This window comes from Streptomyces sp. NPDC057743 (assembly GCF_042798755.1).
Taxonomy (GTDB): Bacteria; Actinomycetota; Actinomycetes; order Streptomycetales; family Streptomycetaceae; genus Streptomyces.
This window is the reverse complement of sequence record NZ_JBHVJX010000012.1, coordinates 143,542-168,290: the sequence shown is the minus strand read 5'-3', so window position 1 is coordinate 168,290 and position 24,749 is coordinate 143,542. Positions and strand designations below refer to the sequence as shown.

Annotated in this window: 23 protein-coding genes, 1 tRNA gene and 1 pseudogene; 15 read left to right on the top strand and 10 right to left on the bottom strand. The window is 73.0% G+C overall.

From position 1 onward, the window contains the following. Positions 1–5: 5 nt before the first annotated feature. Entirely contained in the window at positions 6–1,160 is a 1,155-nt protein-coding gene (locus tag ACFVFQ_RS16375) for an acyl-CoA dehydrogenase family protein (protein ID WP_383415474.1), read from the top strand. A gap of 76 nt (positions 1,161–1,236) precedes the next feature. Here the strand turns inward: ACFVFQ_RS16375 and ACFVFQ_RS16370 are convergent, their stop codons facing one another. Together ACFVFQ_RS16370 and ACFVFQ_RS16365 are read right to left on the bottom strand one after the other, a co-directional pair. Beyond that, entirely contained in the window at positions 1,237–1,710 is a 474-nt protein-coding gene (locus tag ACFVFQ_RS16370; protein WP_383415471.1) for a hypothetical protein, read from the bottom strand. Between the two features lie 114 nt (positions 1,711–1,824). Further along, a complete protein-coding gene (locus ACFVFQ_RS16365; RefSeq protein WP_383415645.1) occupies positions 1,825–3,120 on the bottom strand; it encodes a hypothetical protein in 1,296 nt (431 codons plus the stop codon). Between the two features lie 239 nt (positions 3,121–3,359). On the opposite strand from ACFVFQ_RS16365, the gene ACFVFQ_RS16360 reads away from it, so the two are divergent. Together ACFVFQ_RS16360 and ACFVFQ_RS16355 are read left to right on the top strand one after the other, a co-directional pair. Then, complete coding sequence (locus ACFVFQ_RS16360; RefSeq protein WP_383415468.1) at positions 3,360–3,665, top strand: hypothetical protein; 306 nt, start codon at positions 3,360–3,362, stop codon at positions 3,663–3,665. Next, complete coding sequence (locus ACFVFQ_RS16355; RefSeq protein ID WP_383415465.1) at positions 3,662–3,880, top strand: hypothetical protein; 219 nt, start codon at positions 3,662–3,664, stop codon at positions 3,878–3,880. The genes ACFVFQ_RS16360 and ACFVFQ_RS16355 overlap by 4 nt, the downstream gene beginning before the upstream one ends. A gap of 96 nt (positions 3,881–3,976) precedes the next feature. Here the strand turns inward: ACFVFQ_RS16355 and ACFVFQ_RS16350 are convergent, their stop codons facing one another. Further along, positions 3,977–5,578 (bottom strand): beta-N-acetylhexosaminidase, encoded by a 1,602-nt coding sequence (locus ACFVFQ_RS16350; protein ID WP_383415462.1) that lies wholly within the window; start codon positions 5,576–5,578, stop codon positions 3,977–3,979. 206 nt (positions 5,579–5,784) lie between these two features. Between ACFVFQ_RS16350 and ACFVFQ_RS16345 the strand changes: the two genes are divergently transcribed. After that, positions 5,785–6,060 carry a hypothetical protein gene (locus ACFVFQ_RS16345; RefSeq protein WP_274915591.1) on the top strand — a complete coding sequence of 92 codons (276 nt, stop codon included), beginning with the start codon at positions 5,785–5,787 and terminating at the stop codon, positions 6,058–6,060. An 84-nt stretch (positions 6,061–6,144) separates the two neighbouring features. Next, complete coding sequence (gene glmS / locus ACFVFQ_RS16340; protein WP_383415457.1) at positions 6,145–7,971, top strand: glutamine--fructose-6-phosphate transaminase (isomerizing); 1,827 nt, start codon at positions 6,145–6,147, stop codon at positions 7,969–7,971. A gap of 454 nt (positions 7,972–8,425) precedes the next feature. Here the strand turns inward: glmS and ACFVFQ_RS16335 are convergent, their stop codons facing one another. Continuing rightward, positions 8,426–8,947, bottom strand: coding sequence for a universal stress protein (locus ACFVFQ_RS16335; protein ID WP_383415453.1), 522 nt, complete (start codon positions 8,945–8,947; stop codon positions 8,426–8,428). A gap of 987 nt (positions 8,948–9,934) precedes the next feature. Here ACFVFQ_RS16335 and ACFVFQ_RS16330 point away from each other — a divergent pair. The 3 genes from ACFVFQ_RS16330 (at position 9,935) to ACFVFQ_RS16320 (ending at position 12,014) form a co-directional block, all read left to right on the top strand. Next, on the top strand, positions 9,935–11,206 hold the full coding sequence (locus ACFVFQ_RS16330; protein ID WP_383415451.1) for a helix-turn-helix domain-containing protein: 1,272 nt from the start codon (positions 9,935–9,937) through the stop codon (positions 11,204–11,206). 5 nt (positions 11,207–11,211) lie between these two features. Next, the gene (orn, locus tag ACFVFQ_RS16325; RefSeq protein ID WP_383415448.1) at positions 11,212–11,832 is read left to right on the top strand and encodes an oligoribonuclease; all 621 of its coding nucleotides are present in this window, start codon (positions 11,212–11,214) and stop codon (positions 11,830–11,832) included. A gap of 106 nt (positions 11,833–11,938) precedes the next feature. Beyond that, positions 11,939–12,014 (top strand) — tRNA-His (locus ACFVFQ_RS16320). A 94-nt stretch (positions 12,015–12,108) separates the two neighbouring features. Here the strand turns inward: ACFVFQ_RS16320 and ACFVFQ_RS16315 are convergent. Next, a complete protein-coding gene (locus ACFVFQ_RS16315; protein ID WP_383415445.1) occupies positions 12,109–12,759 on the bottom strand; it encodes an NAD(P)-dependent oxidoreductase in 651 nt (216 codons plus the stop codon). A 162-nt stretch (positions 12,760–12,921) separates the two neighbouring features. Here ACFVFQ_RS16315 and ACFVFQ_RS16310 point away from each other — a divergent pair, with 162 nt between their 5' ends. Further along, entirely contained in the window at positions 12,922–13,830 is a 909-nt protein-coding gene (locus ACFVFQ_RS16310) for a helix-turn-helix domain-containing protein (RefSeq protein WP_383415442.1), read from the top strand. 114 nt (positions 13,831–13,944) lie between these two features. On the opposite strand, the pseudogene ACFVFQ_RS16305 reads toward ACFVFQ_RS16310, so the two are convergent. The 3 genes and pseudogenes from ACFVFQ_RS16305 to ACFVFQ_RS16295 all read right to left on the bottom strand — a co-directional run. Further along, positions 13,945–14,847 (bottom strand): annotated as a pseudogene (locus tag ACFVFQ_RS16305) (chitinase); the annotation flags it as partial. A gap of 284 nt (positions 14,848–15,131) precedes the next feature. Further along, positions 15,132–16,553 carry an ATP-binding protein gene (locus ACFVFQ_RS16300; protein ID WP_383415439.1) on the bottom strand — a complete coding sequence of 474 codons (1,422 nt, stop codon included), beginning with the start codon at positions 16,551–16,553 and terminating at the stop codon, positions 15,132–15,134. A 13-nt stretch (positions 16,554–16,566) separates the two neighbouring features. Further along, positions 16,567–17,259: a response regulator transcription factor gene (locus tag ACFVFQ_RS16295; protein WP_383415436.1), complete on the bottom strand. Its 693-nt coding sequence runs from the start codon at positions 17,257–17,259 to the stop codon at positions 16,567–16,569. A 118-nt stretch (positions 17,260–17,377) separates the two neighbouring features. On the opposite strand from ACFVFQ_RS16295, the gene ACFVFQ_RS16290 reads away from it, so the two are divergent. Then, a complete protein-coding gene (locus tag ACFVFQ_RS16290; RefSeq protein WP_383415433.1) occupies positions 17,378–17,932 on the top strand; it encodes a hypothetical protein in 555 nt (184 codons plus the stop codon). A 29-nt stretch (positions 17,933–17,961) separates the two neighbouring features. Here ACFVFQ_RS16290 and ACFVFQ_RS16285 read toward each other — a convergent pair whose 3' ends face one another. Further along, the gene (locus ACFVFQ_RS16285) at positions 17,962–18,822 is read right to left on the bottom strand and encodes a spermidine synthase (protein WP_383415431.1); all 861 of its coding nucleotides are present in this window, start codon (positions 18,820–18,822) and stop codon (positions 17,962–17,964) included. Between the two features lie 159 nt (positions 18,823–18,981). Next, positions 18,982–19,323: a chaplin gene (locus tag ACFVFQ_RS16280; protein ID WP_383415428.1), complete on the bottom strand. Its 342-nt coding sequence runs from the start codon at positions 19,321–19,323 to the stop codon at positions 18,982–18,984. A gap of 217 nt (positions 19,324–19,540) precedes the next feature. Between ACFVFQ_RS16280 and ACFVFQ_RS16275 the strand changes: the two genes are divergently transcribed. The 5 genes from ACFVFQ_RS16275 (at position 19,541) to ACFVFQ_RS16255 (ending at position 24,635) form a co-directional block, all read left to right on the top strand. After that, positions 19,541–20,578: a hypothetical protein gene (locus ACFVFQ_RS16275; protein WP_383415425.1), complete on the top strand. Its 1,038-nt coding sequence runs from the start codon at positions 19,541–19,543 to the stop codon at positions 20,576–20,578. 64 nt (positions 20,579–20,642) lie between these two features. Further along, positions 20,643–21,821, top strand: a complete 1,179-nt coding sequence (locus tag ACFVFQ_RS16270; protein WP_383415422.1) for a glycosyltransferase family 4 protein — start codon at positions 20,643–20,645, stop codon at positions 21,819–21,821. Further along, a complete protein-coding gene (locus tag ACFVFQ_RS16265) occupies positions 21,818–23,263 on the top strand; it encodes a sugar transferase (protein WP_383415419.1) in 1,446 nt (481 codons plus the stop codon). The genes ACFVFQ_RS16270 and ACFVFQ_RS16265 overlap by 4 nt, the downstream gene beginning before the upstream one ends. Continuing rightward, the gene (locus ACFVFQ_RS16260; protein WP_383415416.1) at positions 23,260–23,385 is read left to right on the top strand and encodes a hypothetical protein; all 126 of its coding nucleotides are present in this window, start codon (positions 23,260–23,262) and stop codon (positions 23,383–23,385) included. The genes ACFVFQ_RS16265 and ACFVFQ_RS16260 overlap by 4 nt, the downstream gene beginning before the upstream one ends. After that, entirely contained in the window at positions 23,382–24,635 is a 1,254-nt protein-coding gene (locus ACFVFQ_RS16255) for a glycosyltransferase (protein WP_383415413.1), read from the top strand. The genes ACFVFQ_RS16260 and ACFVFQ_RS16255 overlap by 4 nt, the downstream gene beginning before the upstream one ends. The last annotated feature ends 114 nt before the right edge of the window (positions 24,636–24,749 follow it).

Genomic DNA, 24,749 nt, shown 5'->3' with positions numbered 1-24,749 from the left:
TGACCATGTCCCTGGACCACCGCCTGCCCGACGAGCTGGAGGAACTCCGGCGCACCGTCGAGGCGTTCGCGCATGACGTCGTCGCCCCGGAGATCGGCGCGTACTACGAGCAGCACGCCTTCCCCTACGACATCGTCCGCCAGATGGGGCAGATGGGCCTGTTCGGCCTGCCGTTCCCCGAGGAGTACGGCGGGATGGGCGGCGACTACCTGGCGCTCGGCATCGCCCTGGAGGAGCTGGCCCGGGTCGACTCCTCGGTGGCCATCACCCTGGAGGCCGGCGTCTCGCTGGGCGCCATGCCGGTCTACCGCTTCGGCACCGAGGAACAGAAGCGCGCCTGGCTGCCGAAGCTCTGCAGCGGCGAGGTGCTGGGCGCCTTCGGCCTCACCGAACCGGACGGCGGCTCGGACGCCGGCGCCACCCGCACCACGGCCGTCCGCGAAGGCGACGACTGGGTCATCAACGGCAGCAAGTGCTTCATCACCAACTCCGGCACGGACCTCACCGGCCTGGTGACCGTCACCGCGGTCACCGGCCGCAAGCCCGACGGCTCCCCGCTCATCTCCGCGATCATCGTGCCGTCCGGCACCCCCGGCTTCACCGTCGCCGCCCCCTACTCCAAGGTCGGCTGGAACGCCTCCGACACCCGCGAACTCTCCTTCTCCGACGTCCGCGTGCCGGCCGCCAACCTCCTCGGCGAGGAGGGCCGCGGCTACGCCCAGTTCCTGCGCACCCTCGACGAGGGCCGGATCGCCATCGCCGCCCTGGCGACGGGCCTGGCCCAGGGCTGCGTCGACGAATCGGTGAAGTACGCCAAGGAGCGGCACGCCTTCGGCCGCCCCATCGGCGCCAACCAGGCCATCCAGTTCAAGCTGGCCGACATGGAGATGCGCGCCCACACCTCCCGACTGGCCTGGCGCGACGCCGCCTCCCGCCTCGTCCACGGCGAGCCCTTCAAGAAGCAGGCCGCGCTCGCCAAGCTCTACTCCTCCGAAATCGCGGTGGACAACGCCCGCGAGGCCACCCAGATCCACGGCGGCTACGGCTTCATGAACGAGTACCCGGTCGCCCGCATGTGGCGCGACGCCAAGATCCTGGAAATCGGCGAGGGCACCAGCGAGGTCCAACGCATGCTGATCGCGCGGGAGTTGGGGTTTTGAGCACGCCCCTTCCAAGGTTCGCCCACCCGGTGGGCGAACCCTCTGGGCAGGATGCGCGCACGTGCCGCCCGGGAGGTCAGCGGGCGGCGCCCGCCGGCCACAGGACCCGTACCGGCCTGCCGGCCCGCTCGGCGTAGGCGACCACGTCGGCGGTGCCGCCGTACCCGCGGGCCGGCTTCCCGTCCCAGACGGCCAGCACTTCGTCCGAGAGGCGGACGAGGATTTCGGAGCCCGCCATGTGCGCGTCGGAGTCGGAGATCGTCAGCCCGGTTGCGTGGACGTCGGCGGCCCGACCGAGCAGCGCGTCGTAGGTGGCGTGGTGCCACACCGGGAGGCCGGCGCGGTATTCACCGGCCGGGACGATCACCTCAAGGCGCCCGCCGTGCCGGAGCACGGCCTCGGCGAACCAGGCGTCGGGCCCGTCCGCGATACAGGAGATCCCGACGAGCTCCGCCGGCTCATACGCGCTCACGGCCGCTTCCAACATGGACCGCACTCGCCGTTCGACGTCCGGACCGAGTCCACGGTGACCGGTGATCCCCACGCGCATCGCCGAGCTCCCTACAGGTAGACGCCGTGGAGGCGTTGGTCGAATTCCCGCACGGCCTTGGGGGGCTGGAAATCGGCGAGGACACCAGCGAGGTCCAACCCCAAGCGCTCTCCACTACGCCGCCTTCAGGCGGGACACCTCCCGAACCCGCCCGGAGAGCGCCTGGACGACGGGCAGCTTGCCGAACGGACGCAGTCGGCTCCGGAGGGTGTCGAAGTGCTCGTCCCCTCGGGCGCTGGAGACGGTGGCGTAGTCGTCCAAGAAGTGGCCCCACTCCTCGCAGGCTTCTTCGACGTGGCGCATCTCCATGAGGCGCGCCGCAAGGAGCCCGTTGGCGTGGACCCGACCTTGGCGTTCGTGGCGGGGCCGGACTCGGGTGGAGCGGCGCAGGGCCCTGATCGAGCCGGGGCGGTCGCCGAGTTCCCACAGCACGTGGGCGACGTGGAACTCGTAGGCGGCGCGGTCGTAGCCACCCAGGGCCTCGTTGCGTCCGTCCGCCCGGGACAGCGCCTGTTCCGTCTCGCGGAGTCGCCGGAACGCCTGCCTGCGGTCCTTGACCATGGCTGCTCCGTGGGCCTGTTGGCCTCGGAGGAAGGCGACCAACCGGGGGCCGGCCACCGGTGCCGCTTCGGCGGCGGCGTCGGCGAGTTCGAGTGCCTTGGGACCGTGACGGAGGTGGGACGCTTGCAGCGCCATTCCGCGGAGCGTACGGCAGTAGGTCACGTGATCCTCGCCTTCGCCGGCGAGTTTGAGCGCGCTCACGTAGTACCGCTGCCCGAGCCCTTGGCGTCGTTCGTACATCGCCATCCAACCGGTGAGGTACACCAGGTCAGCCGCGGCCGAACGCATCGCCTTCTGCGCCTCCACAGTGCCGGCCGCCCGCAACCAGGGCTCGACGGAGTTCACGAGGAACGAAGCGGCCATCGGACGAGCATGGCCGCCGCCGAGTTCATCCAGGATGCCGGCGATCTTCTCCGTCATGACGCGCACGGTGGTGACGTCGCCCATCCCGATACGAGTGGTACGCCCGGCAGCCGCCTTCTCCAACCGACCGACGACATCCTGGTAGGCGGGAGCCATCAGTGTCGCGGAATACAGAGCCGCGCTGAGGACGGCACGGCGCGAAGGATCCATGTCTGCCTTCCCGAGTTCCATCAAACCGGATACCGCGTCCGGCTGAGGGAGCGCCTCCGCCACCCCGCCCAGCCCGGCTTCCGCGGAACTCACCGTCCGGCCAAGGAGCCGGCACAGCGCCTCGACAATCGCAGGCCGCACTTCGGGCTTGGGCTTCGAGCCCTTCAGCCAGTGTGAGACGGAGGACTTGTCGTAGTGGAGGGCCAGGCCGCCTTCTTGGCCGAGGCGGTTGACGGTACGCGCCAGTTGCGCGTTCTCGATGCGCCCTTCCTGCATCAAGGCCGCAAGCGCGGTGTTCGGTGTCCTCGATCGTCTTGCCATCACGTATCCCAGGTGCGTTCAACCGGTTCAACCGACTCTTCACTGTGCCCCCTTACTCCGCCCTGCGTAAGGGGGTTGGCTGGATGTCAGCCGCCCGAGCTCACCAAAACCGACATGCGTCCCACGCGGTCGTCCTGGCGTCAACGAACGGCAGCGCCAATCGAGTTGAGCCTGCCTTCCCCCATGGTGCGCGGGTGGCTGACACCCATCCCGTCCCCTGCAAGCGAACCGAGGCCGCGATGACCACACACCACACCGTTCAGGACAAGCAGAACGTCGTCACCTACCCACCAGGCACCGCCGTCTACGACATCATCGCCAACGCCGTCGGCAGAGTGGCGGACCCGGAGGCGTACCCGCCCAGTTGCCTGGACTGCGTCTGCGTCCTGGTGGTGCCGCTCACCGGGTCCGCACCGGCATGGCAGGCCGAGCCAGGCGCACTACGCCCGGCGTCCGAGGACGAAATCGAGGCCGCGCTCACCGAGGCAGCGCCACGGTGAGCAGCCCGCACCCCGAAGTCGGCGACCTCGTCGTCGCGCACACGACCGGCACGAAGTGGGTGTGCACGGACATCACCGGCGCGAACACCCGCCGCCCGGTGTGGCTGCTGCGCCCGCTGTACGGCGCCGCCGGCCGGGAACAGCAGCGCGTCGAAGGGGACGCCCTCGCGTCGTACGCGGTGGTCGCCCGCCGCGGCGAGTGGGACCGGCCGTGAGCGGGCGGCCGTCAGACCGTGCGCCGCCGGTGCCGCCCGGCCTCAACGCGTCGGCCCCGCCCGGCACTTACCGGCCCGGCCACGCGGGGCGCCCCCTCACCGCCCCACCCAAGGCACCTCCGGCGCCCGGTAGTAATCGATCCCCTGCGCGTCCCAGCGTGGCCCCTGGGCGGCCAACCGCACCCGGTACGCGTCCCAGTCGTGCGTCCGCGCCGGCGACCAGCCCAGCTCCGCGATTCCGGCCAGCCGCGGGAAGGCCAGGTATTCGAGGTTCGCCGAACTCCCCAGCGTCTCCGCCCACATCGGCGCCTCGACGCCCAGCACCGCACCGGCCGGCACCCCCGCCAGATAGCTGCCCGGGTCCCAGTCGTAGGAGCGCCGGACGCTCACATAGCCGGCCCATTCCAGGCCCAGCGGGGTGTCCTTGTCGTACTTCATGTCGAGGTAGGCGCGGTCGGCGGGCGACAGGACGAGGCGGGTGCCGTGCTGGGTCGCGTCGACGACCCGCTGCCGCTCCGCCGCGCCCGTCTTGTCCCGTCCCCAGTACTGGGCGATGGCGCCCTTGACCGGGTGCGCCCCGGTCAGCTCGTGCCAACCCACCACGGTCTTCCCGTACTTGGCGACCAGCGGCTGCACCGTGTCCATGAAGGTGACGTAGTCCGGGTGACTGGTGGCGTGCGTCTCGTCGCCGCCGATGTGCAGATAGCGGCCGGGGGTGAGCGCCGCGAGCTCGCGAAGGACGTCGTCGACGAACTGGTAGGTGAGCTTCTTGGAGACGCACAGCGAGCTGAAGCCGACCTTGGTGCCGGTGTAGAGCGGCGGCGCCTTCCCGTCGCAGTTGAGGTCGGCGTACGAGGCGAGCGCGGCGTTGGTGTGGCCGGGCATGTCGATCTCGGGGATCACGGTCAGATAGCGGCTGGCGGCGTAGCGGACGATCTCGCGATAGTCGGCCTTGCTGTAGTGGCCGCCACGACCGCCGCCGACCTGGGTGGAGCCGCCGTAACGCGCCAGCCGCGGCCAGGAGTCGATGGCGATCCGCCACCCCTGGTCGTCGGAGAGGTGCAGATGCAGCTTGTTGACCTTGTACTGGGCGAGCTGGTCGATGTACCGCTTGACCTGCTCGACGGTGAAGAAGTGCCGGGAGACGTCCAGCATCGCGCCGCGGTAGGCGTAGCGCGGGGTGTCGAGGATGGTGCCGCCGGCGACCCGCCAGGGCCCCGGCTGCCGGCTGCGCTTCTCGACGGCGGCCGGCAGCAGTTGCCGCAGGGTCTGCATGCCGTGGAAGAGGCCGGCGGGGCGGGCGGCGCTGATGGTGACCGCGCGGCCGCCGGAGGTGAGCCGGTACCCCTCCTCGCCCAGCCCGCGGGCGTCCCGGCCGCCGAGCCGGAAGACGATGCCGTCCGCGCCGCCGCGGGTGGTGACCGGTAGCGGGAAGCCGGTGGACGGCCGCAGCAGCCCCGCCAGATAACCGGCGATCCGCCGGGCCTCGCCGGAGCCCGCGGGCACCCGGATGCGGGTCCCGCTGCCGAGCGTGAACGCGGCGCCGCCCGGGCGGACCGCGGCGGGCGCCGGGACGACCCGGTCCAGCGGGGTGGCGGCGGCCGGTGCGCCCGGCGCGGGGGCGGCGGCGGACGCGCCTGTCGCCGTACCCGCCGCCGCGACCAGCAACAGCGGAATCAGCAGTCTTGGTCGTCTCATGGACGTCCCTTCGGCGAGCTACGTCGGCGGCACGTTCTGTGGCGGCACGTTTCTGCATGGCGTGGAGCGACCGGATGGCTACCATGCGTACCGCGCGCGCGGGGGCCGGTCAAGGTGCAGACCAACTTCCGGGCACGTTCCACACTCCCTGCCCGATAACGGGCAGATTTCTTGCGATTCTCTCCGGCGCCCCGCAATATCGACGGGTGCTCGAACGCCGTCCGTCCCATGAGGACCTCATCGACCACCTGGTCCGCAGCACGCCGCTCCAGCGCGGCGAGGCGGCCCGGGTGGTGCTGGACGTGCTGGCGTACTTCGACGAGACGACGGAGGGCTTCGTCCGCCGCAGACACCGCGAACTGCAGTCCCAGGGGCTGCGGAACGAGGCGATCTTCGAGCGGATCTCCCACGAGCTGCCGCACCGCGCCGTGTCCCCACCGCCGCTCTCGCTCCGCCAGCTACGCCGCCTCGTCTACGGCTGACGGCCGCGACGCGACCGGACCACAGCCCCGGACGGGTCGAAGACGACCGGGCACCCACCGAACGCCAATGAGAAGGGTCACCGTATGTGCGGGATCGTCGGATACATCGGCAAGCGCGATGTCGCGCCGCTGCTCCTTGAGGGCCTTCAGCGCCTGGAGTACCGCGGTTACGACTCGGCCGGCATCGCCATCCACGCGAGCGGCACCGGCAAGGCCGGCGGCCTGAAGACCGCCAAGGCCAAGGGCCGGGTCCGCGAGCTGGAGTCCCGGCTGCCGAAGCGGTTCGCGGGCACCACCGGCATCGCGCACACCCGTTGGGCCACCCACGGCGCCCCCACCGACGAGAACGCCCACCCGCACCTCGACGCCGAGGGCAAGGTCGCCGTCGTCCACAACGGCATCATCGACAACGCCGCCGACCTGCGCGCCCGTCTGACCGCCGACGGCGTGACCTTCGCCTCCGAGACCGACACCGAGGTGCTCGCCCACCTCGTCGGCCGCTCCACCGCCGCCACCCTGGAGGAGAAGGTCCGCGAGGCGCTCCGCCACGTCGAGGGCACCTACGGCATCGCCGTCCTGCACGCCGACTTCGCCGACCGCATCGTGGTCGCCCGCAACGGCTCCCCGGTCGTCCTCGGCATCGGCGAGCACGAGATGTTCGTCTCCTCCGACGTCGCCGCGCTGGTCTCGCACACCCGCCAGGTCGTCACCCTGGACGACGGCGAGATGGCCACCCTCAAGGCCGACGACTACCGCACCTACACGACCGAGGGCTCGCGGACGACGGCGACGCCGGAGACCGTCGAGTACGCGGCCGAGTCCTACGACCTGGGCGGCCACGACACCTACATGCACAAGGAGATCTCCGAGCAGGCGGAGGCGGTGGACCGGGCGCTGCGCGGCCGGATCGACGACCGCTTCTCCACCGTCCACCTCGGCGGCCTCAACCTCGACGCCCGTGAGGCGCGCGGGGTGCGCCGGGTGAAGATCCTCGGCTGCGGCACCTCGTACCACGCCGGCCAGATCGGCGCCCAGATGATCGAGGAGTTGGCCCGCATCCCCTCGGACGCCGAGCCGGCCTCCGAGTTCCGCTACCGCAACCCGGTCGTGGACCCCGACACCCTCTACGTCGCGGTCTCCCAGTCCGGTGAGACCTACGACGTGCTGGCCGCCGTCCAGGAGCTCAAGCGCAAGGGCGCCCGGGTGCTGGGCCTGGTCAACGTGGTCGGCTCGGCGATCGCCCGCGAGACCGACGGCGGCATCTACGTGCACGCCGGCCCCGAGGTCTGCGTGGTCTCCACCAAGTGCTTCACCAACATGGTGGTTTCGTTCGCGCTGCTCGCCCTGCACCTGGGCCGCATCCGGGACCTGTCGGTCGCGGACGGCAAGCGGATCATCGAGGGCCTGCGGAAGCTGCCCGGCCAGATCGACGAGATCCTCAAGGGCGAGGACGAGATCAAGCGGCTGTCGGCGCTGTACGCGGACGCCAAGTCGATGATGTTCATCGGCCGGGTGCGCGGCTACCCGGTGGCCCGCGAGGCGTCGTTGAAGCTCAAGGAGGTCTCGTACATCCACGCCGAGGCGTACCCGGCCTCGGAGCTCAAGCACGGCCCGCTGGCGCTCATCGAGCCGGCGATGCCGACCGTGGCGATCGTGCCGGACGACGACCTGCTGGAGAAGAACCGCGCCGCGCTGGAGGAGATCAAGGCCCGCAGCGGCCGGATCCTCGCCGTCGCGCACGACGAGCAGGAGAAGGCCGACCACACCATCGTGGTGCCGAAGAACGAGCCCGAGCTGGACCCGATCCTGATGGGCATCCCGCTCCAACTCCTCGCTTACCACACCGCGTTGGCCCTCGGCCGGGACATCGACAAGCCCCGCAACCTCGCCAAGTCCGTGACGGTGGAGTAACCCACACCAACTGGTGGACCGGACCTTGCCCGGTCCACGAAAGCGGCGGCCTAGGTCCTGCCCGATGGGTCAGGGCCGGGTGGGCCCTAGCCGCACAACACGGCGCTGGCTCCGCATGCGTGCCACCATACGCACGCGGAGCCGGCGCCTCCCCTTGCCGGCGTCGCCCATTACGCCGGCGGGATGCCGCCGCCCCGGGATCCGTCACTTCCTGGTCGGCAGCACGCGGTTGCGACCGTTTTCTACCCGTCACAAGCGCACAACCAACCTCCGGACGGCAACCGGACGCCCGCTACCCACAATCCTCATGACGCCCTCTCAACTGTGGACGCACGAAGGAGAATCGATCAACTGGTCGGGCGTGCAAGGGAGTTGACCCCGCGCACCAGCGCGCGCCACCGCAGGGCGCACGAGGGCGCATCGGGGCACACGCGCCAACGACCCTCGCGGGCCCTTAGGGGATGACCATGACCGGCCGCTGTGCGCGGCGGGCGAGCCGGCCGGCGACCGAGCCGAAGATCCGGCCGACGATGCCGTGGGTCGAGCCGACCACGATCGCGTCGGCCTCGTACTCCCGACCGACCTCCTCCAGCTCGTGACAGATGTCGCCGCCGCGCTCGACGAGGATCCAGGGGACCTCGGCGAGGTGGTCGGCGCAGGCGAGCTCCAGCCCCAACACCTCGGTGCGATGGTCGGGGACGTCGACGAAGACCGGGGGCTCGCAGCCCGCCCAGACCGTCGTCGGCAGCCGGTTGGCGACGTGGACGATGATCAGGCCGGAGCCGTGGCGGCGGGCCATACCGATTGCATACGCCAACGCGCGTTCGCTCGACATGGAGCCGTCGAAGCCGACCACGACGCCGTGCTGGAAGGCGGGATCGCATGAGTGGCGCTTCTGTTCCGCTGCTTCGAGGTCCGCCATCGGATCGGCGACCTGCTTGCGGTCCGCGGGTTCGGGGGATTCGTGACCGGCCATGGGTGTCTCGGCGAGAACGTCCTCTTGCGGAGGGGCGAACGGGGAACGGCGATTGACTTGATCCGGCAGTTGACCTGGGCGGCTCGGTCGAGGAGCCGGCGCCTTAGTTCAAAGAGGAACGATACGACTAGGAATCGTCTTCCCAAGCCGATACCCCAAGAGTACGGCGCTACTCCTCCACTGCCCAGAACGCACACGGTCCGGTGACGCCCTCCAGGAGCGCCCGGGGCCGCAAGCGTTCCCCGGAGCATGCCGGAGCGTGGCGCGGATGGCAATGCCCCGTCATGCCCCCGTACGTACCCCGGCGACGCCTTGTGGACGTCGACGGCGGTGCGGTAGTGGCCGGACCGCGCTGAGCGCCATGTCGCCGGCGCCGCCTAAGAGATCACTCGACCCGGTGAGCTCCGACGCGACCACGCGACGCCTCGGGTCGCCGCCGACGCCCGTCACCTTGATCACCCGCGCCAGGTCCCGAACAAAGAAGGGCACCCTCTCCCCCGACTCCCCACGGGAGAACGATTGGTGTGCCGGTGGCACGTACCACGAGCGCAGAACACCCCCTGAACAAAAGCGGGCGTAACGGGACGGAAGCACAAGGGGGTGGACGGCACAACGAAAGGCGTACGCCGGTCGATTGAGGCGTTCGCAAGTCTGCGCACGACCGTTTTCGGCCAACTTCGAGCCCTGGCTGAACCCTTGCCCCCGACCCCCCTCAACCCAGGTGTGAGCTGGGCGGAAAGGACCGGTGGGCATGGTTGTGCCCTACTGCGAACGGGCAGAGCCGAGACGCGCACTTTTCATGCAGGGCCGACGAGTGGAACGCTTCGTGATCGAATGCTTCGCGCCAAGTTGCCATATCGACATACCAGTGGGTGGTGAACTTGGCGCTCCATCCTCACGGGGCACAGTAGGTTCGATCTTGGTTGGGACGGCGGGGGAACTGTGCAGGACCGAGAGGGCGAGACGACCGAGGGGGGCTTAAGTGCCATGAGCCAGGACTCCGCTGCTGTACCAGACGCCGCACGCAAGCTCGCCGCCCGACGACGCCGCGAAATAGTCGCGGTGCTCCTCTTTAGTGGCGGCCCCATTTTCGAGAGCTCTATTCCGCTCTCGGTCTTCGGCATCGATCGACAGGATGCCGGTGTTCCGAGGTACCGACTACTTGTGTGCGCTGGCGAAGATGCGCCTTTGCGCACCACCGGGGGGCTCGAACTCTCCGCCCCCTACGGGCTGGAGGCGATCTCCCGCGCCGGGACGGTCGTCGTGCCGGCCTGGCGCTCCATCACCCAGGCCCCGCCGCCCGCGGCGCTCGACGCACTGCGCCGCGCGCACGAGGAGGGGGCCAGGATCGTCGGGCTGTGCACGGGGGCGTTCGTCCTCGCCGCGGCCGGACTGCTCGACGGCCGCCCGGCCACCACCCACTGGATGTACGCGCCGACGCTCGCCAAGCGTTATCCGTCCGTCCACGTGGACCCGCGCGAGCTGTTCGTCGACGACGGCGACGTGCTCACCTCCGCGGGTACCGCCGCCGGCATCGACCTCTGCCTGCACATCGTGCGCACCGACCACGGCGCCGACGCGGCCAACGCGCTCGCCCGCCGCCTGGTCGTCCCGCCCCGGCGGACCGCGTCCGACCTCGGGCACCAGCGCTACCTGGACAGGTCGTTACCAGAGGAGATCGGCGCCGACCCGCTCGCCGAGGTCGTCGCCTGGGCGCTGGAGCACCTCCACGAGCAGTTCGACGTGGAGACGCTGGCCGCCCGCGCGTACATGAGCCGGCGCACCTTCGACCGGCGGTTCCGCTCCCTCACGGGCAGCGCACCGCTCCAGTGGCTGATCACCCAACGGGTCCTCCAGGCCCAGCGGCTGCTGGAGACCTCCGACTACTCGGTGGACGAGGTCGCCGGCCGCTGCGGGTTCCGCTCGCCGGTCGCGCTGCGCGGCCACTTCCGACGGCAGCTCGGCGCCTCGCCCGCGGCCTACCGGGCGGCCTACCGCGCCCGTCGACCGCAGAACGGCGCGCCGGAGCCCGCCCTGCGACCGGAGCGGGCCGACCGTTCGCCGGAGCGCGAGCGGGCGGCGCTGGCGGCCGAGCGGTTCTCCGCGGCCGCGCTGGGCGGGCACGGGTTGGCCGCCGAGGCGGTCGACGCGGGCCGGCCCCAGCCGGAGGGGTATGCCGCACGTCTCCCGGAGACCCCGGTCGGCCGCGGGGCCGCTCGCCCCGTGCTCCCCGGCCAGCGGGAGCGCCCCGTAGGGTGAGACGTATGAACGATCGCATGGTGTGGATCGACTGCGAGATGACCGGACTCTCGCTGGCGAGTGACGCGCTTATCGAGGTGGCCGCCCTGGTCACCGACTCGGAACTGAACGTGCTGGGTGACGGGGTGGATGTGGTGATCCGTCCCCCGGCCGAGGCGCTGACCACCATGCCGGAGGTGGTGCGGCAGATGCACACCGCCTCCGGGCTGCTGGCCGAGCTGGACTCCGGGACGACGCTGGAAGCGGCCGAGGCACAGGTGCTGGAGTACATCAAGCAGCATGTGCCGGAGCCGGGGAAGGCGCCGTTGTGCGGTAACTCCGTCGGGACCGACCGCGGCTTCCTGCTGCGCGACATGCCCACACTGGAGAGCTACCTGCACTACCGGATCGTCGATGTGTCGTCCGTGAAGGAACTGGCCCGGCGCTGGTTCCCGCGGGCGTACTTCAACAGTCCGGACAAGAACGGCAACCACCGGGCGCTGGCCGACATCCGTGAATCCATCGCGGAGTTGCGCTACTACCGGGAGGCCGTGTTCGTGCCCCAACCGGGGCCGGACTCGGAGACCGCGAAGGCCATCGCGGCCAAGCACCAGCTGTCCGCCGAACCGGAGTCGGCGAAGCAGTGACGCAGCTCGCTCCCGGGGACACGAAACCTGGGAGCGAGCACCCCTCCGGAGCCTGTACACTTTTTCTCAGCCGGTGGGGAAAAGGAACCACACAGCACCGGTCTTGGTGGGTATAGCTCAGCTGGTAGAGCACCTGGTTGTGGTCCAGGATGTCGCGGGTTCGAGTCCCGTTACTCACCCCAGCATCGAGGCCCCCGATCTTCGGATCGGGGGCCTCGGGTGTTTTCCGGGTCAAGTGCCGCCGCACACAAGGGCGACGGGCCGCCGGACGGATGCTCAGTAGCCGACGGTGAAGCGCTCGCCGATGTGGCGCGGCTCCTCGATCTCGTCCAGGAGGGCAACGGCGTAGTCCTCGGCGGAGATCCGGCTGCTGCCGTCCTCGGCGACGACGAGGTCGTCGGTGGCGGTCCGGTAGGTGCCGGTGCGCTCGCCGGGCTCGATGGTGGCGGCCGGGCTGAGGTTGGTCCAACGGACGTCGGAGACGGTGCGGTAGAAGTCCAGCGCGTCGCCGTGTGCGTGCATGATCTGGAGCAGGAAGACCGGGAGGCCGGCGGCGTCCCAGACCTGGGTGCCGTCCGGCTTGCGGAGCGAGCCGGCGCCGCCGACCGAGAGCAGCCGCGGCGCGTCCCCGCCCAGCGTCCGCACCCCGGCGACCAGCGCCTCCGCGGCGGGCCGGATGGTGGCGATGTGGCCCGGGCCGTCGCCGCCGCCGACCGCGCTGACCACCACGTCCTGGCCCTTGACGACCTCGGCGACGGACTCCGGGTCGAGGACGTCGCCGGTGACCACGGTGAGGTTGGGGTCGCTCTTGGTGAGCTTGGCGGGGTCGCGGACGACCGCGGTGACCTGGTGGCCGCGGCGCAGGGCCTCGTCGAGGATGCGGCTGCCGATGGTGCCGTTGGCCCCGAAGAGAGCGATCTTGGACATGGTGGGTTCTCCCAGTGGTTCATTGAGGGGGCGAAGGATGCCCTACGGACCGCGGTGTTCCGGTCGCCGAGGTGTGGCTGCCGTTTTCCGCCATCAGCAGTGCTGACGTCTCCTACGCTAGGGGTACGAACGGGAGATTCCGGGGTAGCGAGGCGACGGGTCATGGTGAAAAAGCGACAGGATCCCCGAGAGGATGCAGCGGCGATCCGCGAGGTGCCGTTCTCCGCTCCGGTCGGGCGGCCGGCCGGGGTGGAGGTGCTGACCCTCGCCGAGCTGCGCGGGCGCGCGGACGCCTGCGGGCTGTCGACGCCGCACCGGCCCGGTTTCCACCACCTGCTGGCCCTGGACCGCGGGCGACTGGTCCACACCGTCGACTTCCGGGAGCACCTCCTCACGCCCGGCGACCTGCTGTGGTCGCGGCCCGGGCAGGTGCAGCACTTCGGCGATCTCACGGGCGCGGAGGGGCGGTTGGTGCTCTTCGAGTCCGATTTCCTGGACCCGGCGACCGCCACCGCGGCCCGGATCGAGGACTGGTACGGGCCCGCCGTGCGACACCCCGAGGGCGCCGCCGCCCGCGCGCTGGAGGAGGCGCTGGGGCATCTGCACCGCGAGTTCGGGGCGTTGGGCGGGCTGCCGCTGGAGGCGCATCTGGACGTGCTGCGGCACCTGTTGGCCGTCCTGGTGCTGCGGGCCGCGCACCTCGACGGGTCGGCGGACGGGCCGGACGGCGGGACGTGTGAGGCGGGCGAGACGTATCTGCGGTTCCGGGACGCGGTGGAGCGGGGGTTCACCCGCAGCCGCCGGGTCGCCGACTACGCCCGGTCGTTGGGCTATGCGCCCCGCACGCTCTCCCGGGCCACCGAGTCGGCGGCCGGCGTCGGGGCGAAGGAGTTCATCGACCGGCGGGTGGTGCTGGAGGCCAAGCGGCTGTTGGCGCACGGCGACCAGCCGGCCGCGCGGATCGCGGACCGGCTGGGTTTCGCGGACGCCACCAACTTCAGCAAGTTCTTCCAACGGCAGGCCGGGATCACGCCGATCGCGTTCCGGGCCGCGGTGCGCGCCGGCGGCTGACCGGTGACCGTCTGCCGCACGTAAGAAGGGGCGGGGCGCAGCGGGTGGGGGTGGGGGCCGCCGCGCCCCGCCGTAGGAGCGGTCCGGGAGGTGGGGCTCCGGACCGGTGGGGGGTCAGCCGGTGTAGGCGGCGAACGCCTTGCTGAAGGCCAGCGGGGCCTGGGCGATGGAGCTACAGGTCGGCTGGGCGGAGTGGGACGGTCCACCGGGGCAGGGCTTGTCGCGGGTGGCGGACCACATCGACAGCCGGGACAGGTGCTTGCTCTTGGCGAACTTCACCAGGGCGGCCGCGTCGTCGAGCGTGAAGACCTCGCCCTGGACGTCGTTGACGCCGATCATCGGGGTGACGGCGACGGCCTTCCAGGCGTCCGCGTCGCTCAGGCCGAGGGCCTTCTTCAACTGGCCCTGGGTGGCGGTGGCGGCCCGGGTGGCGTAGGTGCCCATGTTGCCGCTGTAGGAGGAGCCGTAGTCCATCGCCATGATGTTGACGGCGGAGATCTTGACGCCGTTCTTCTTGGCGTCGGCGAGGAGGTCCACGCCGTCCTGGGTGAGGCCCTCGGGCATCACCGGGAGGGTGAACGAGACGTCCAGGCCCGGGTGTTGCTTCTGGAGCTGGGCGATGGCTTGCGCCCGGCGGGTGTTGGCGGCCGCGTTCGGCAGCGCACCGCCCTCGATGTCGAAGTCGACCTTGGTGAGCTTGAACTGGTCGAGGGCCTTGCCGTAGGCGGCGGCCAGTTGGGACGCGGAGGAGCAGGCGGCGGCCAGTTCGGTGCCGTTGGCACCGCCGAAGGAGACCCGGACGTCGCCGCCGGCCTTGCGCAGCGCCGGTATCTGCTTGGCCACCGCGTCCGCGCCGAGGTCGCCCGAGCCGCCCCACTTGGGGACGCAGCCGCCGCCGGAGGTGAGGAAGGCGAGGGTGAACTCCTTCACCCCGGCCTTCTGGGCGGTGCCGGTCAGGTCGTAGGCGGGGTAGAGGGAGGTGTCCACGTACGGGGAGAAGCCGGCGCGGGCGGCGGTGTTGGGCTGCGGGGCCTTGGTGGCCAGCGCGGAGCCGGCGACCGCGATCCCGCCGCCGACCGCCAGCGCGCCGGCCACCGCGGTCCCGATCAGCTTGGTGGTGCGGCTCGTACGGCGCCGGTGTGCCGAGGAACTCATGGCGTGCCTGCCTGTCATCGCATGGGGTGGGGGCGCACCACCTAGGGGTGCGTCCCGCACGCTAGCGGCAACGAAACGGACAAATGCCGGTTTCGGTACGGCGGTTGGGGGACTTATGGCCGCGTTAAGGAAGCCGAAGGGGGCGGTTAAGGCCGGCGGTCCCCGGCGTCCGGCGCGGTGCGGGCACCCCGTCGGCGGCGGGCGCCGAGCCGGCGGCGCAGCCGGCGCCCGCGCCGGGTGCCGGCGGCGCGCCGCCCGCCCAGGGCCAGCCAGACCCGGACCTCGGTGCCGCCGAGCACCGAGCGGCCGATCCGCACGTCGCCGCCGGTGGACTCCGCGAGCCGGCGGACGATGTCCAGGCCCAGGCCGGTGGAGCCCGCGCCGCCGCCCCCGTGGCCGCGGCGCAGCGCGGCGGCCGGGTCGGCGATGCCCGGACCGGCGTCGGAGACCAGCACGATCACCGCGTCGTCGGCGTTGTGGACGTCGACGGCGAACGCGGTGCCCTCGGGTGTGTGCCGGAAGACGTTGCCGAGCATGGCGTCCAGGGCCGCGGCGAGGTCGGGTCGGGCGGCCGGGACCCGCACCGGGCGGTCCGCGCCGGCGACCCGGACGGTGCGGCCCTCGTCCTCGGCCAACGCCGACCAGAAGTCCATCCGTTCGCGGATCACCTCGGCGGCGTCACAGCCAGCCGCCGCGGCGGCCTGGGCGCTGAGCTCCCGTTGGGCGCGGGCGGTGCGGATGATCTGGTCGACCTCGTGCTCCAACTGCTCGACGGCGGCCCGGGTCTGCTCGGCGGCCGGGCCGTCGCCGAGCGAGGCGGCGTTGAGCCGCAGCACGGTCAGCGGGGTGCGCAGCCGGTGCGAGAGGTCGGCGGCCAACTCCCGCTCGTTGGCCAGCAGTTGGACGACCTGGTCGGCCATCGAGTTGAACGCGCTGGCCGCCGAGCGCAACTCCTTCGGTCCGTCCTCCCGAACCCGGACGCCGAGGTCGCCCCGCCCCAAGTCGTGGGCGGCGACGGCCAGTCGCTCGGCGGGGCGCACCATCTTGGTGCCGAGCCGGTCGGCGACCGCGACCGAGCCGATCACCAGCGCCAGGCCGACGCCGGCCAGGATCGCCCAGGAGGTGGCCACCCCGTTGGTGAGCGCCGCGTCGGGGACGTAGACCTCGATGACGGCGATGCCGGAGGCCACCGCGGTGGGTTGGAGCAGCGCGGTGCCGCCGGACACCTGGGCGATGGAGGCCCGGCCGAGCCGGACCGCGGCGGCGACGTCGACGGGGGCGGCCCGGCGGGCGCCGATCTCGGCCGGCCCGCCGCCCTGGGCGCCCGCCGGTACGTGGATGCCGATCCGCTCGCCGGGACCGGTCTCGGCGCTGGCCAGGGCCCGTTCGAGCTGGGTGCGGTCGGTGGTGATGGCGAGCACCGGCCCGAGGGCGGCGGCCTGCCGCTCGGCGCCCCCGTAGGCGCGGTCGGACGCCATCTCCTTGACCACCAGCCCCAACGGGACGGCGAACGCGACCACGACCATCGTGGTGACCGCCAGGGCCACCTTCACCAGCGCCCACCTCACCGCGCGCCGCCCCTCACCGCGGGGGCTCCAGCTTCACGCCGACGCCGCGCAGGGTGTGCAGGTACCGCGGCCGGGCGGCGGTCTCCCCCAACTTCCGGCGCAGCCAGGACAGATGGACGTCGATGGTCTGGTCGTCCCCGTAGGACTGCCGCCACACCTCGGCCAGCAGCTCCTTACGGGGGACGACGACGCCGGGGCGCTCGGCGAGGAAGGCCAGCAGGTCGAACTCGCGGCGGGTCAGGTCGAGCGCGGTGCCGTCCAACTCGGCCTGGCGGCGCAGCGGATCGATGGCCAGCCCGCCGACCCGGATCACTCGTGAGGGCGGTTCCGCCCCGGGGCCGCCGCCTCGGGACCTGCGCAACACGGCGGCCATCCGGGCCGAGAGGTGCTCGACCGAGAACGGCTTGGTGAGGTAGTCGTCGGCGCCGTCGTTCAACAGCCGGACGATCTCGGCCTCGTCGTCCCGCGCGGTGGCGATGATCACCGGGACGTCGGTGATGCCGCGCAGCATCTTCAGCGCCTCGCCACCGTCCAGATCGGGCAGCCCGAGGTCGAGGACGACCAGGTCGAAGCCGACGTGCGCGACCTCGCGCAGCGCCTCCAGGGCGGTTGCGACGCTGCGCACCGCGTGCCCGGCCTCGGTCAGGTGCCGGATCAGCGCGGAGCGTACGAACTGGTCGTCCTCGACGACGAGCACTCGTGCCATGGGCCGCACCGTACGCCATACGAGCGGGTTTCCCGCCCCGAGGTTGACGACCGGACACCGCTGCCCCCGGTACCGGACGGGCTGCGAGCGGCCCTACGGGTGGGGCAAGATGACGCAGATGCAACGAGGTCTGGTTCACGCGGCGGCCTGGACGCTGGCGACCGGCGCCGCGGTCACCCTGTCGTGGTTCGGCGTGCACACCGTGCTGTCCGGCACGGCGTACGACGCCCCGCGCGCGCTGCCCCTGTCCGACCAGGTGGACTCCTCGGCCCTGCCGCAGGTCTCCTCCACCCACCGCCCCAGACCGTCCGCCTCGCCCTCCGCGAGCCCCACCCCGTCCTCCGACGACCGCCCGGCGCGGCCCGTCGCCCCGTCCCACACCGCCAGCAGCCCGACCGCCACCCCCGCGAACACCCCGGGCACCAACGCGCCCCCGGCCACCGGCGGCCGGGTCCACAACTACGCCACCCCCGGCGGCCGGGTGGTCCTCTCCCTGGGCACCGACTCCGCCGAGTTGGTCTCGGCGACCCCCAACCCGGGCTGGGAGATGCAGGTCTGGAAGCAGGACCAGTGGCTCCGCGTCGACTTCACCGGCAACGGCTCCCACACCTCGGTGATCTGCACCTGGAACGGCCACCCACCGGTAGTCGAAACCCTCAACCACACCACCTAACAGGAGCATTGACGCCCCATCAGGTCACCTCACGCAAAAGCGCCGTCGGGCGGAGCCGGAGAGACGACCGCGGTGGCATCGGTGACCGGCGCCGCGCCACCGGTGAAGTCCAGCAGCGCCCGGCCGTGTTCGACTCGCCCGGCGTGCGGATCGCCGGCCGCCCGCCGGGTCAACTCCCCGACCGGCAGCGGCAGGTCCCCGGCGAGCAGCACGGCGTTGCCGAACCGCCTGCCGCGCAGCACGGCCGGCTCGGCGGTCAGCGCCAACTCGGGGAAGACGGTGTGCACGGTGGCGATCTGCCCGCGCAGGAACGAAAGCGGCGGCCCGTCGGCGAGGTTGGCCGCGTAGAGCCCGCCGGGCCGAAGCGCCCGCCGCACCTCCGCCACGAATTCGCCGCTGGTCAGATGCGCGGGCGTGCGGGCCCCGGCGAAGACGTCCGCGATGACCAGGTCCGCCCAGCCGTCCGGGATCTTGGCCAGTCCGGCGCGGGCGTCCGCGCCGCGCACCCGTATCCGCCAGCCGCTCTCCAACGGGAGCCGCTCGCGGACCAGTTGGACGAGCGGGGTGTCGATCTCCACGACCTGCTGGGTGGAGCGGGGCCGGGTCGCGGCGATGTACCGCGCCAGTGTCAGCGCGCCACCGCCGAGATGGACGACGCGCAGCGGCGCACCGGTCGGGGCGGCCAGATCGGCGATGTGGCCGAGCCGCCGCTGGTAGGAGAATTCCAGATGCGCCGGGTCGTCGAGGTCCACATGGGACTGCGGGGCGCCGTCGATCAACAGCGTCCATCCGCGCGGCCGGTCCCGGTCGGGCCGCAGTTCCGCGATGCCGCCGCCGACCGTGCCGGTGACGGACTCCGGGCCGCCGCGCCCGCGCCTGGTTCTTCCCATGCCACCAGTATGGCGTGCCGCCACAGTGACAAATTAGCTGGTCAGGCGCTGTGCGGGGGGCCGGGTGGTGGACCACCCAGCGGCCTGGGCCGTGGGCGGTCCACCCCTGTTATGCCAGGAACCCAAGCCGGTCCGATGTCCCTCCGGACCGGCGCCGGATCACTTGTTGAGGCACTTGTTCCCGAAGGCCGGGTTCAGCAGCCCGATCACGTCGATGCTGTTGCCGCACAAGTTGATCGGGAGGTTGATCGGAACCTGGATCACGTTGCCGCTGATGAGACCCGGCGAGTGTGCGGCGAAGCCCGCCGCGTACGCGCCGTGCCGGCCGTGGTGACGACCCTCGTCGTAGCGGCCGAAGTCACGGCCGTGGTGGCCGTGGTGGTGCCGGCCCTCACGCCCGTGGTGGCCACCGTCCCCGCTGGCGGTTGCGACACCCGCGCCGCCCAGCACCAGGGCTGAGGAGGCCGCGGCCATCGCGGCGGTCTTGACGAACCGCTTCATCCCATTCTCCTTTCAGTTCGCGAATGGGGCATCGGACACAACGAACAATATGGGTTATGGATGCGTCCGTTACCACTTGAGCGGATTCATTAGGCTGTCTGGCTGGTATTCCGCTGATCGGAAACCCGGACGGCAGCGCGGCGTGCCTGCCGCGATTTCCAGCATGATTTCTGTCAGAGTGCTCTCCTGTTTGACTGATTGAAGTCGGAGAGAAGACATGCGGAAGTCGATGGACCGCACCGGGCGCGGCGCCGTATGCGCGGTCGCCGCCCTGGCTTTGTCGGCCGCGCTGACTTCGGCAGTGGCCGCCCCGCCCCCGCGGGAATCCTCCCGAATTCCTTTCGCCGAGCGCTTCCATGCGACCGGGCACGGCGGTATCGCTCGGGCCGCCAATTCCTGGGTGACCTGCCGCCGACCCGCGGGCCGCGCCGGGCGGCGGGAGTGCGCGGCGGCCGGCCGCTTTGGGCCCCGGGCCGCGCACGTCGACGACGCCCCGGGTGCGGCCGGCTCCAGCCGCGCCGCGCTGCGGCTGCCGGCCGGCTCCCGGGTGCGCTTCGCCCGGCTGTACTGGGGCGGTGACCTGCGCTCCAGCGGGCACCGGGTGCTGCTCGCCGGCCCCCGCGGCCGGTACCAGGAGGTGCCCGCGGACAACCCGATCGGGCGGCGCAGCACCCCTCGGGCCGACGACTACCAGGCGTCCGCGGACGTCACCGCGCTGGTGCGGCGGGGCGGCGCGGGCACGTACACGGCGGCCCGGCCGGGCGCGGGGGAACGGGCCGGGGCCTGCGGTGGCTGGGCGCTGATCGTCGCGTACGAGAACCGCCGGGAGCCGTTGCGGCGGCTGGCGGTGTGGGACGGATTCGAGGCGCTGGGTGGGCACCGCCGGGCGTTCGCGGTGCGACTCGCCGGATTGCACATTCCCGCGCACGCCCGGGGACGGGCCGGCGTCGTCGCGTATCACGGAACGCCCGGAAGCGGGAGCGAAATCTCTGCCCGGGCCGGCCACATTACTCCAGTCGTGCTCCGACATTCCGCCGAACCGGCGAATGCGGCGGCGCACTCGACTCATTCGGATTTCGACCGGAAGCGGCCCGGTACACCCGCCTACCGCAACGCCGAAGGTTTCGATTCCGGGGTCTTCGACCTGACGCCGGCGCTCCGGTCCGGGGGCGACCGGTTGGCATTCCGCTTCACCACCCGAAAGGCGGGTTATTTGCTCGGCGCGCTCTTCGTCCAGGCCGATCTGCGGCACTGAGCGAGAAGGCGCCGGCAATTTCCGCGAAAGTTCTGACGGCTCGGTAATCAGGGGAGCAGTGCGCGTGTTGCCACCAGACCTGCCGCCCCAGGAGCGGCTCACGGTCCTGCATGTGTCCCGGTCGGTCGACGGCGGGCTCGCCCAAGTCGTCGCCGGCCTGGTGCGGTCGCAGGTGGCCGCCGGGCTACGGGTGGTGGTGGCCGCGCCGCCCGGTGGCACCCTGCACGCGGCGGCCGCCACCGCGGGCGCCGAGGTGGTGCTGTGGCCGGCCGGCGGCTTCGGGTCGGCACTGTCCGGGGCCCGGCGGCTGGTCCGGCTGATCCGACGCACCCGCCCGCATCTCGTCCACGCCCACGGTGCGCGGGCCGGGGCCGCCGTCCGGTTGGCGGTGCGCGGGCGGCTCCCGACCGTGTACCAGCCGCACTGCTGGCCGTTCGAGGCGGCCGGCGCGCTGACCGTGCGGGCCGGGGAGGCCCGGGAGCGGCGGGTGGTGCGCTTCACCCATCGGGTGCTGTGCGCGAGCGAGGCCCAACGGGCGCGCGGGGCGGCCGCCCGGTTGGCGGGCCGGTGGGTGGTGATCACCAACGGCGTGGACCTGCGGCGGTTCTCCCCTGGGGACGACGACGCCCGGCAGGAACTGCGCGACTCCCTGCCCGCGCTGAGCGACGCCGTGCCGGCCGAGGCGCCGCTGGTGGTGTGCGTGGCGCGGCTGTGCCCGCAGAAGGGCCAGTCGACGCTGTTGCGGGCCTGGCCCGAGGTGACCGCCGCGGTACCGGACGCCCGTCTGGTGCTGGTCGGCGACGGGCCGGACCGGGCGGCGTTGGAGCGGACCGCACCGCCCGGGGTGGTGTTCGCGGGCGCCGCCGAGAACACCGTCTGCTGGTACCGGGCCGCGGACCTGGTGGTGTTGCCGTCCCGTTGGGAGGGGATGGCGCTGGCCCCGTTGGAGGCGATGGCGTGCGGCCGGCCCGTGGTGCTGAGCGACGTCGGCGGGGCCCGGGAGTGCCTGCCGCCGGACGCCGCCGACGCCTGCCTGGTGCCGCCCGACGACCCGGCGGCGCTGGCCGGTGCCCTGACCACCCTGCTGGCCGATCCCGAACGGCGGAGCACGCTCGGCGAGCGGCTGCGGGACCACGTACGGATGGCCCATGACGCGCAGCGGACGGCGGGCGCGGTGCTGAACGTCTACCGGGAACTGCTCGCCGTGCCGCCCGTCCTGACCCCGGCGCGGGCCGGGCGATGACGGCCGGGCGCGCGCACACTCCCCCGGCCCGCGCCGGGCGGGGCCCCAGGCCGCCGGCCGGGGTGCTGCCGCGGCCCGCCGCCCCGGTCCGTACGGGCCGAGGTGCGGCGCCCGCCCCGGTGTCGGCGGCGCGGGGCGGGCGGGCCGTGCCGCGGCGCGCCGTCCCCGTCCTGCTAGCCGCGGCCGATGCGCTGGCCGCCGGTGGCGCGGTCCTCCTCGTGGGCGCGGATCCGGCGCTGCTCGCCGGGCTGGTGCCGGTCCTGCTGCTGCTCACCGCGCGGGCCGGGCTCCTCCGCCCGGGCCCGGCCCCGGCCGCGTTGGAGGAGTTGGCGCCGCTGCTGGGGCGGGCCGCGGGCGGCTGGTGTGCGGTGGCCGCGGCGCTGGCCGCGCTGCAACCGGGGCGGGCCCTGGGCCCGGTGGCGCTGCCCGCCGGGGTGGTCCTCCACGCGGTGCTGGCGGCGGCCGGACGGGCCGTGGTGTACCGGGCGCGCCGCGCCGCCGCCCGGCGCCGGCCGCGGTCGGCGCTGCTGGTCGGCCCGGAGCCGACCGCCCGGCAACTGGCCGCGGCCCTGGTGGCGCACCCGGAATACGGGCTGCGCCCGGTGGGCGTGGTGCCCACCGGGCCAGCCGCGCCCGACGGGGCCGGGGCGGGCGCCGTGGTGCCGCTGCTCCGCTCGTCCGAGGCGCTGACCCGCGCGGTCATCCGACACACCGTCCGCGACGCGGTGTTCCTCCTGCCGCCGGAGAGCGACCCGTACGCCGCGGCGCTGCTGCGCCGGTTCCTGCGGCAGGGCGCGGCCGTCTGGCTGGCCGGGGCCGCCGCGGGCCACGACGGGCAGCCGCCGGCACCCGATACCGAGCACCTGTGGGGGTTCGCCTGCCGGCCGCTGCGCACCGGCCGGCGCCGGCCCGGCGGTCCGGCCAAACGGGCGCTGGACCTCGTCCTGGCTTCCGCGGCACTGCTGTTGACGGCGCCGCTGCTGGCCGGCTGCGCGCTGGCGGTCCGGCTGGTGGACGGGCCCGGGGTGCTGTGCCGGCAGGACCGCGTCGGCCGGAACGGGCGCCGCTTCGCGCTGCTGCGGCTGCGCACCGCGCGCCCCGGGGCCCGGCCAGGCCGCCTCGGCCGGTGGTTGCGCGCCACCTCGTTGGACGGGCTGCCACAGCTGTTCAACGTGGTGCGCGGCGAGTTGAGCCTGGTCGGGCCGCTCCCCGAACGGCCCTCGCGCGCCGCCGAGTTGACCCGCCGGCACCCCGACCGCGGCGCCGCGATGCCGCCCGGCCTCACCGGCCTGGCGCAGGTGCACGGGCTGCGCGAGGGCGCCAGCGCCGAGGACCGGGCGCGGTTCGACGCCCGCTACGCCGACGGCTGGTCGCCGGGCGCGGACCTGCGGATCCTGCTGCGGGCGGCGGCCCGGCGGCTGCTCCGTAGGGAGGGCCGATGACCACGGGGGCGGCGATCGACCGCCGCCCCTGTCCGCCGCACCGCCGTCCGCTGCTCCCCGACGCGGCCGACCCGGCCGCCGACCAGGCCACCCCGGCCGCTACCCCTGGAGGGATCCGGTGAAAGTCCTGCACGTCATCACCGGCCTCGAAGTGGGCGGCGCGGCGCAGCAGTTGCGGCTGCTGCTGCGCCGGCTGCCCGCCCACTGCGAGGTCGTCACCCTGACCAACCCCGGCCCGCTCGCCGAGGCCATCGAGGCGGACGGCACCCCCGTCACCCACCTCGGCATGACCGGCCACCGCGACCTGTCCGCGCTCCCCCGTCTGGTCGGCCTGATCCGCGCCAGCGGCCCCGACCTCGTCCACACCCACCTCTACCGGGCCTGCGTCTACGGCCGGATCGCCGCCCGGCTGGCCGGCGTCCGCGCCGTGGTCGCCACCGAGCACTCGTTGGGCGACGCGGTCATCGAGGGCCGGCGGCTGACCCGCGGCGTCCGCGCCCTGTACCGGGCCACCGAGCGCCTGGGCTCGGCCACCGTCGCGGTCTCCGACACCGTCGCCGCCCGGCTGCGCCGCTGGGGCGTCCCGGAGCCGCGGATCCACGTGGTGCCCAACGGCATCGAGGCGCACCGCTTCGCCCACGACCCCGCCGCCCGGGCCGCGATCCGGGCCCGACTCGGCCTGCCGCCCGACGCGTTCGTGGTCGGCGGCGCCGGCCGCCTGGTGCCCGGCAAGCGGTTCGACGTGCTGGTCCGGGCGGTCACCCAGCTCCCCGGCGTGCACCTGATGGTGGCCGGCGACGGGCCGGAGCGGGAGATGTTGGGGCGGATGGCCGGGCAGTTCGGGTCCGGCGACCGGATCCACCTGCTCGGCGCGCGCGGCGGCGCGGACGGGCCGGCGGCCGGCGACGGGCCGGACATCCCCGGCCTGCTGTCGGCCATCGACGTCTTCGTCTCCCCGTCCCCGGACGAGGCGTTCGGGCTGGCGGCGCTGGAGGCCCTGGCGTCCGGGCTGCCCGTCCTCTACGGCAGCTGTCCGGCCGTCGACGACCTGCCCGCCGACCAGGCCCCCGGCGCCCGCCGGGTCAGCCCCGGCGTGCACGAACTGGCCACCGCCCTACGGGAGTTGCGGCGCGACGGCGTGGACCGGCTGCCGGTGCCGCCGGTGGTGCGGCGGTACGACATCGACCGCAGCGCCCAGGAGCTGATGGCCGTCTACGACCGGGCGCTCGCCGTGACCCGTCGGCCCCGGCAGGCGGCCGAGGCCCCCGCCCCGCCCGCCGGGCCACCGGCGCAGGGCCTGCCCCCGGGCGTCTCACTGCCCGACCCGTCCCCGGCACCGGAACCCGACGGGCACTCGCTGTCGAAGCGCTGAGGGCTCGGCGCACGGAACGGGAAAGTGGTGGGGGGGGGGGCCGGGGCCCCCCCCCCCCCCCCCACCCCCCCCCCCCCCCCCCGCCGGCGACCCCCACGCTCGGGGGGGCCGCCC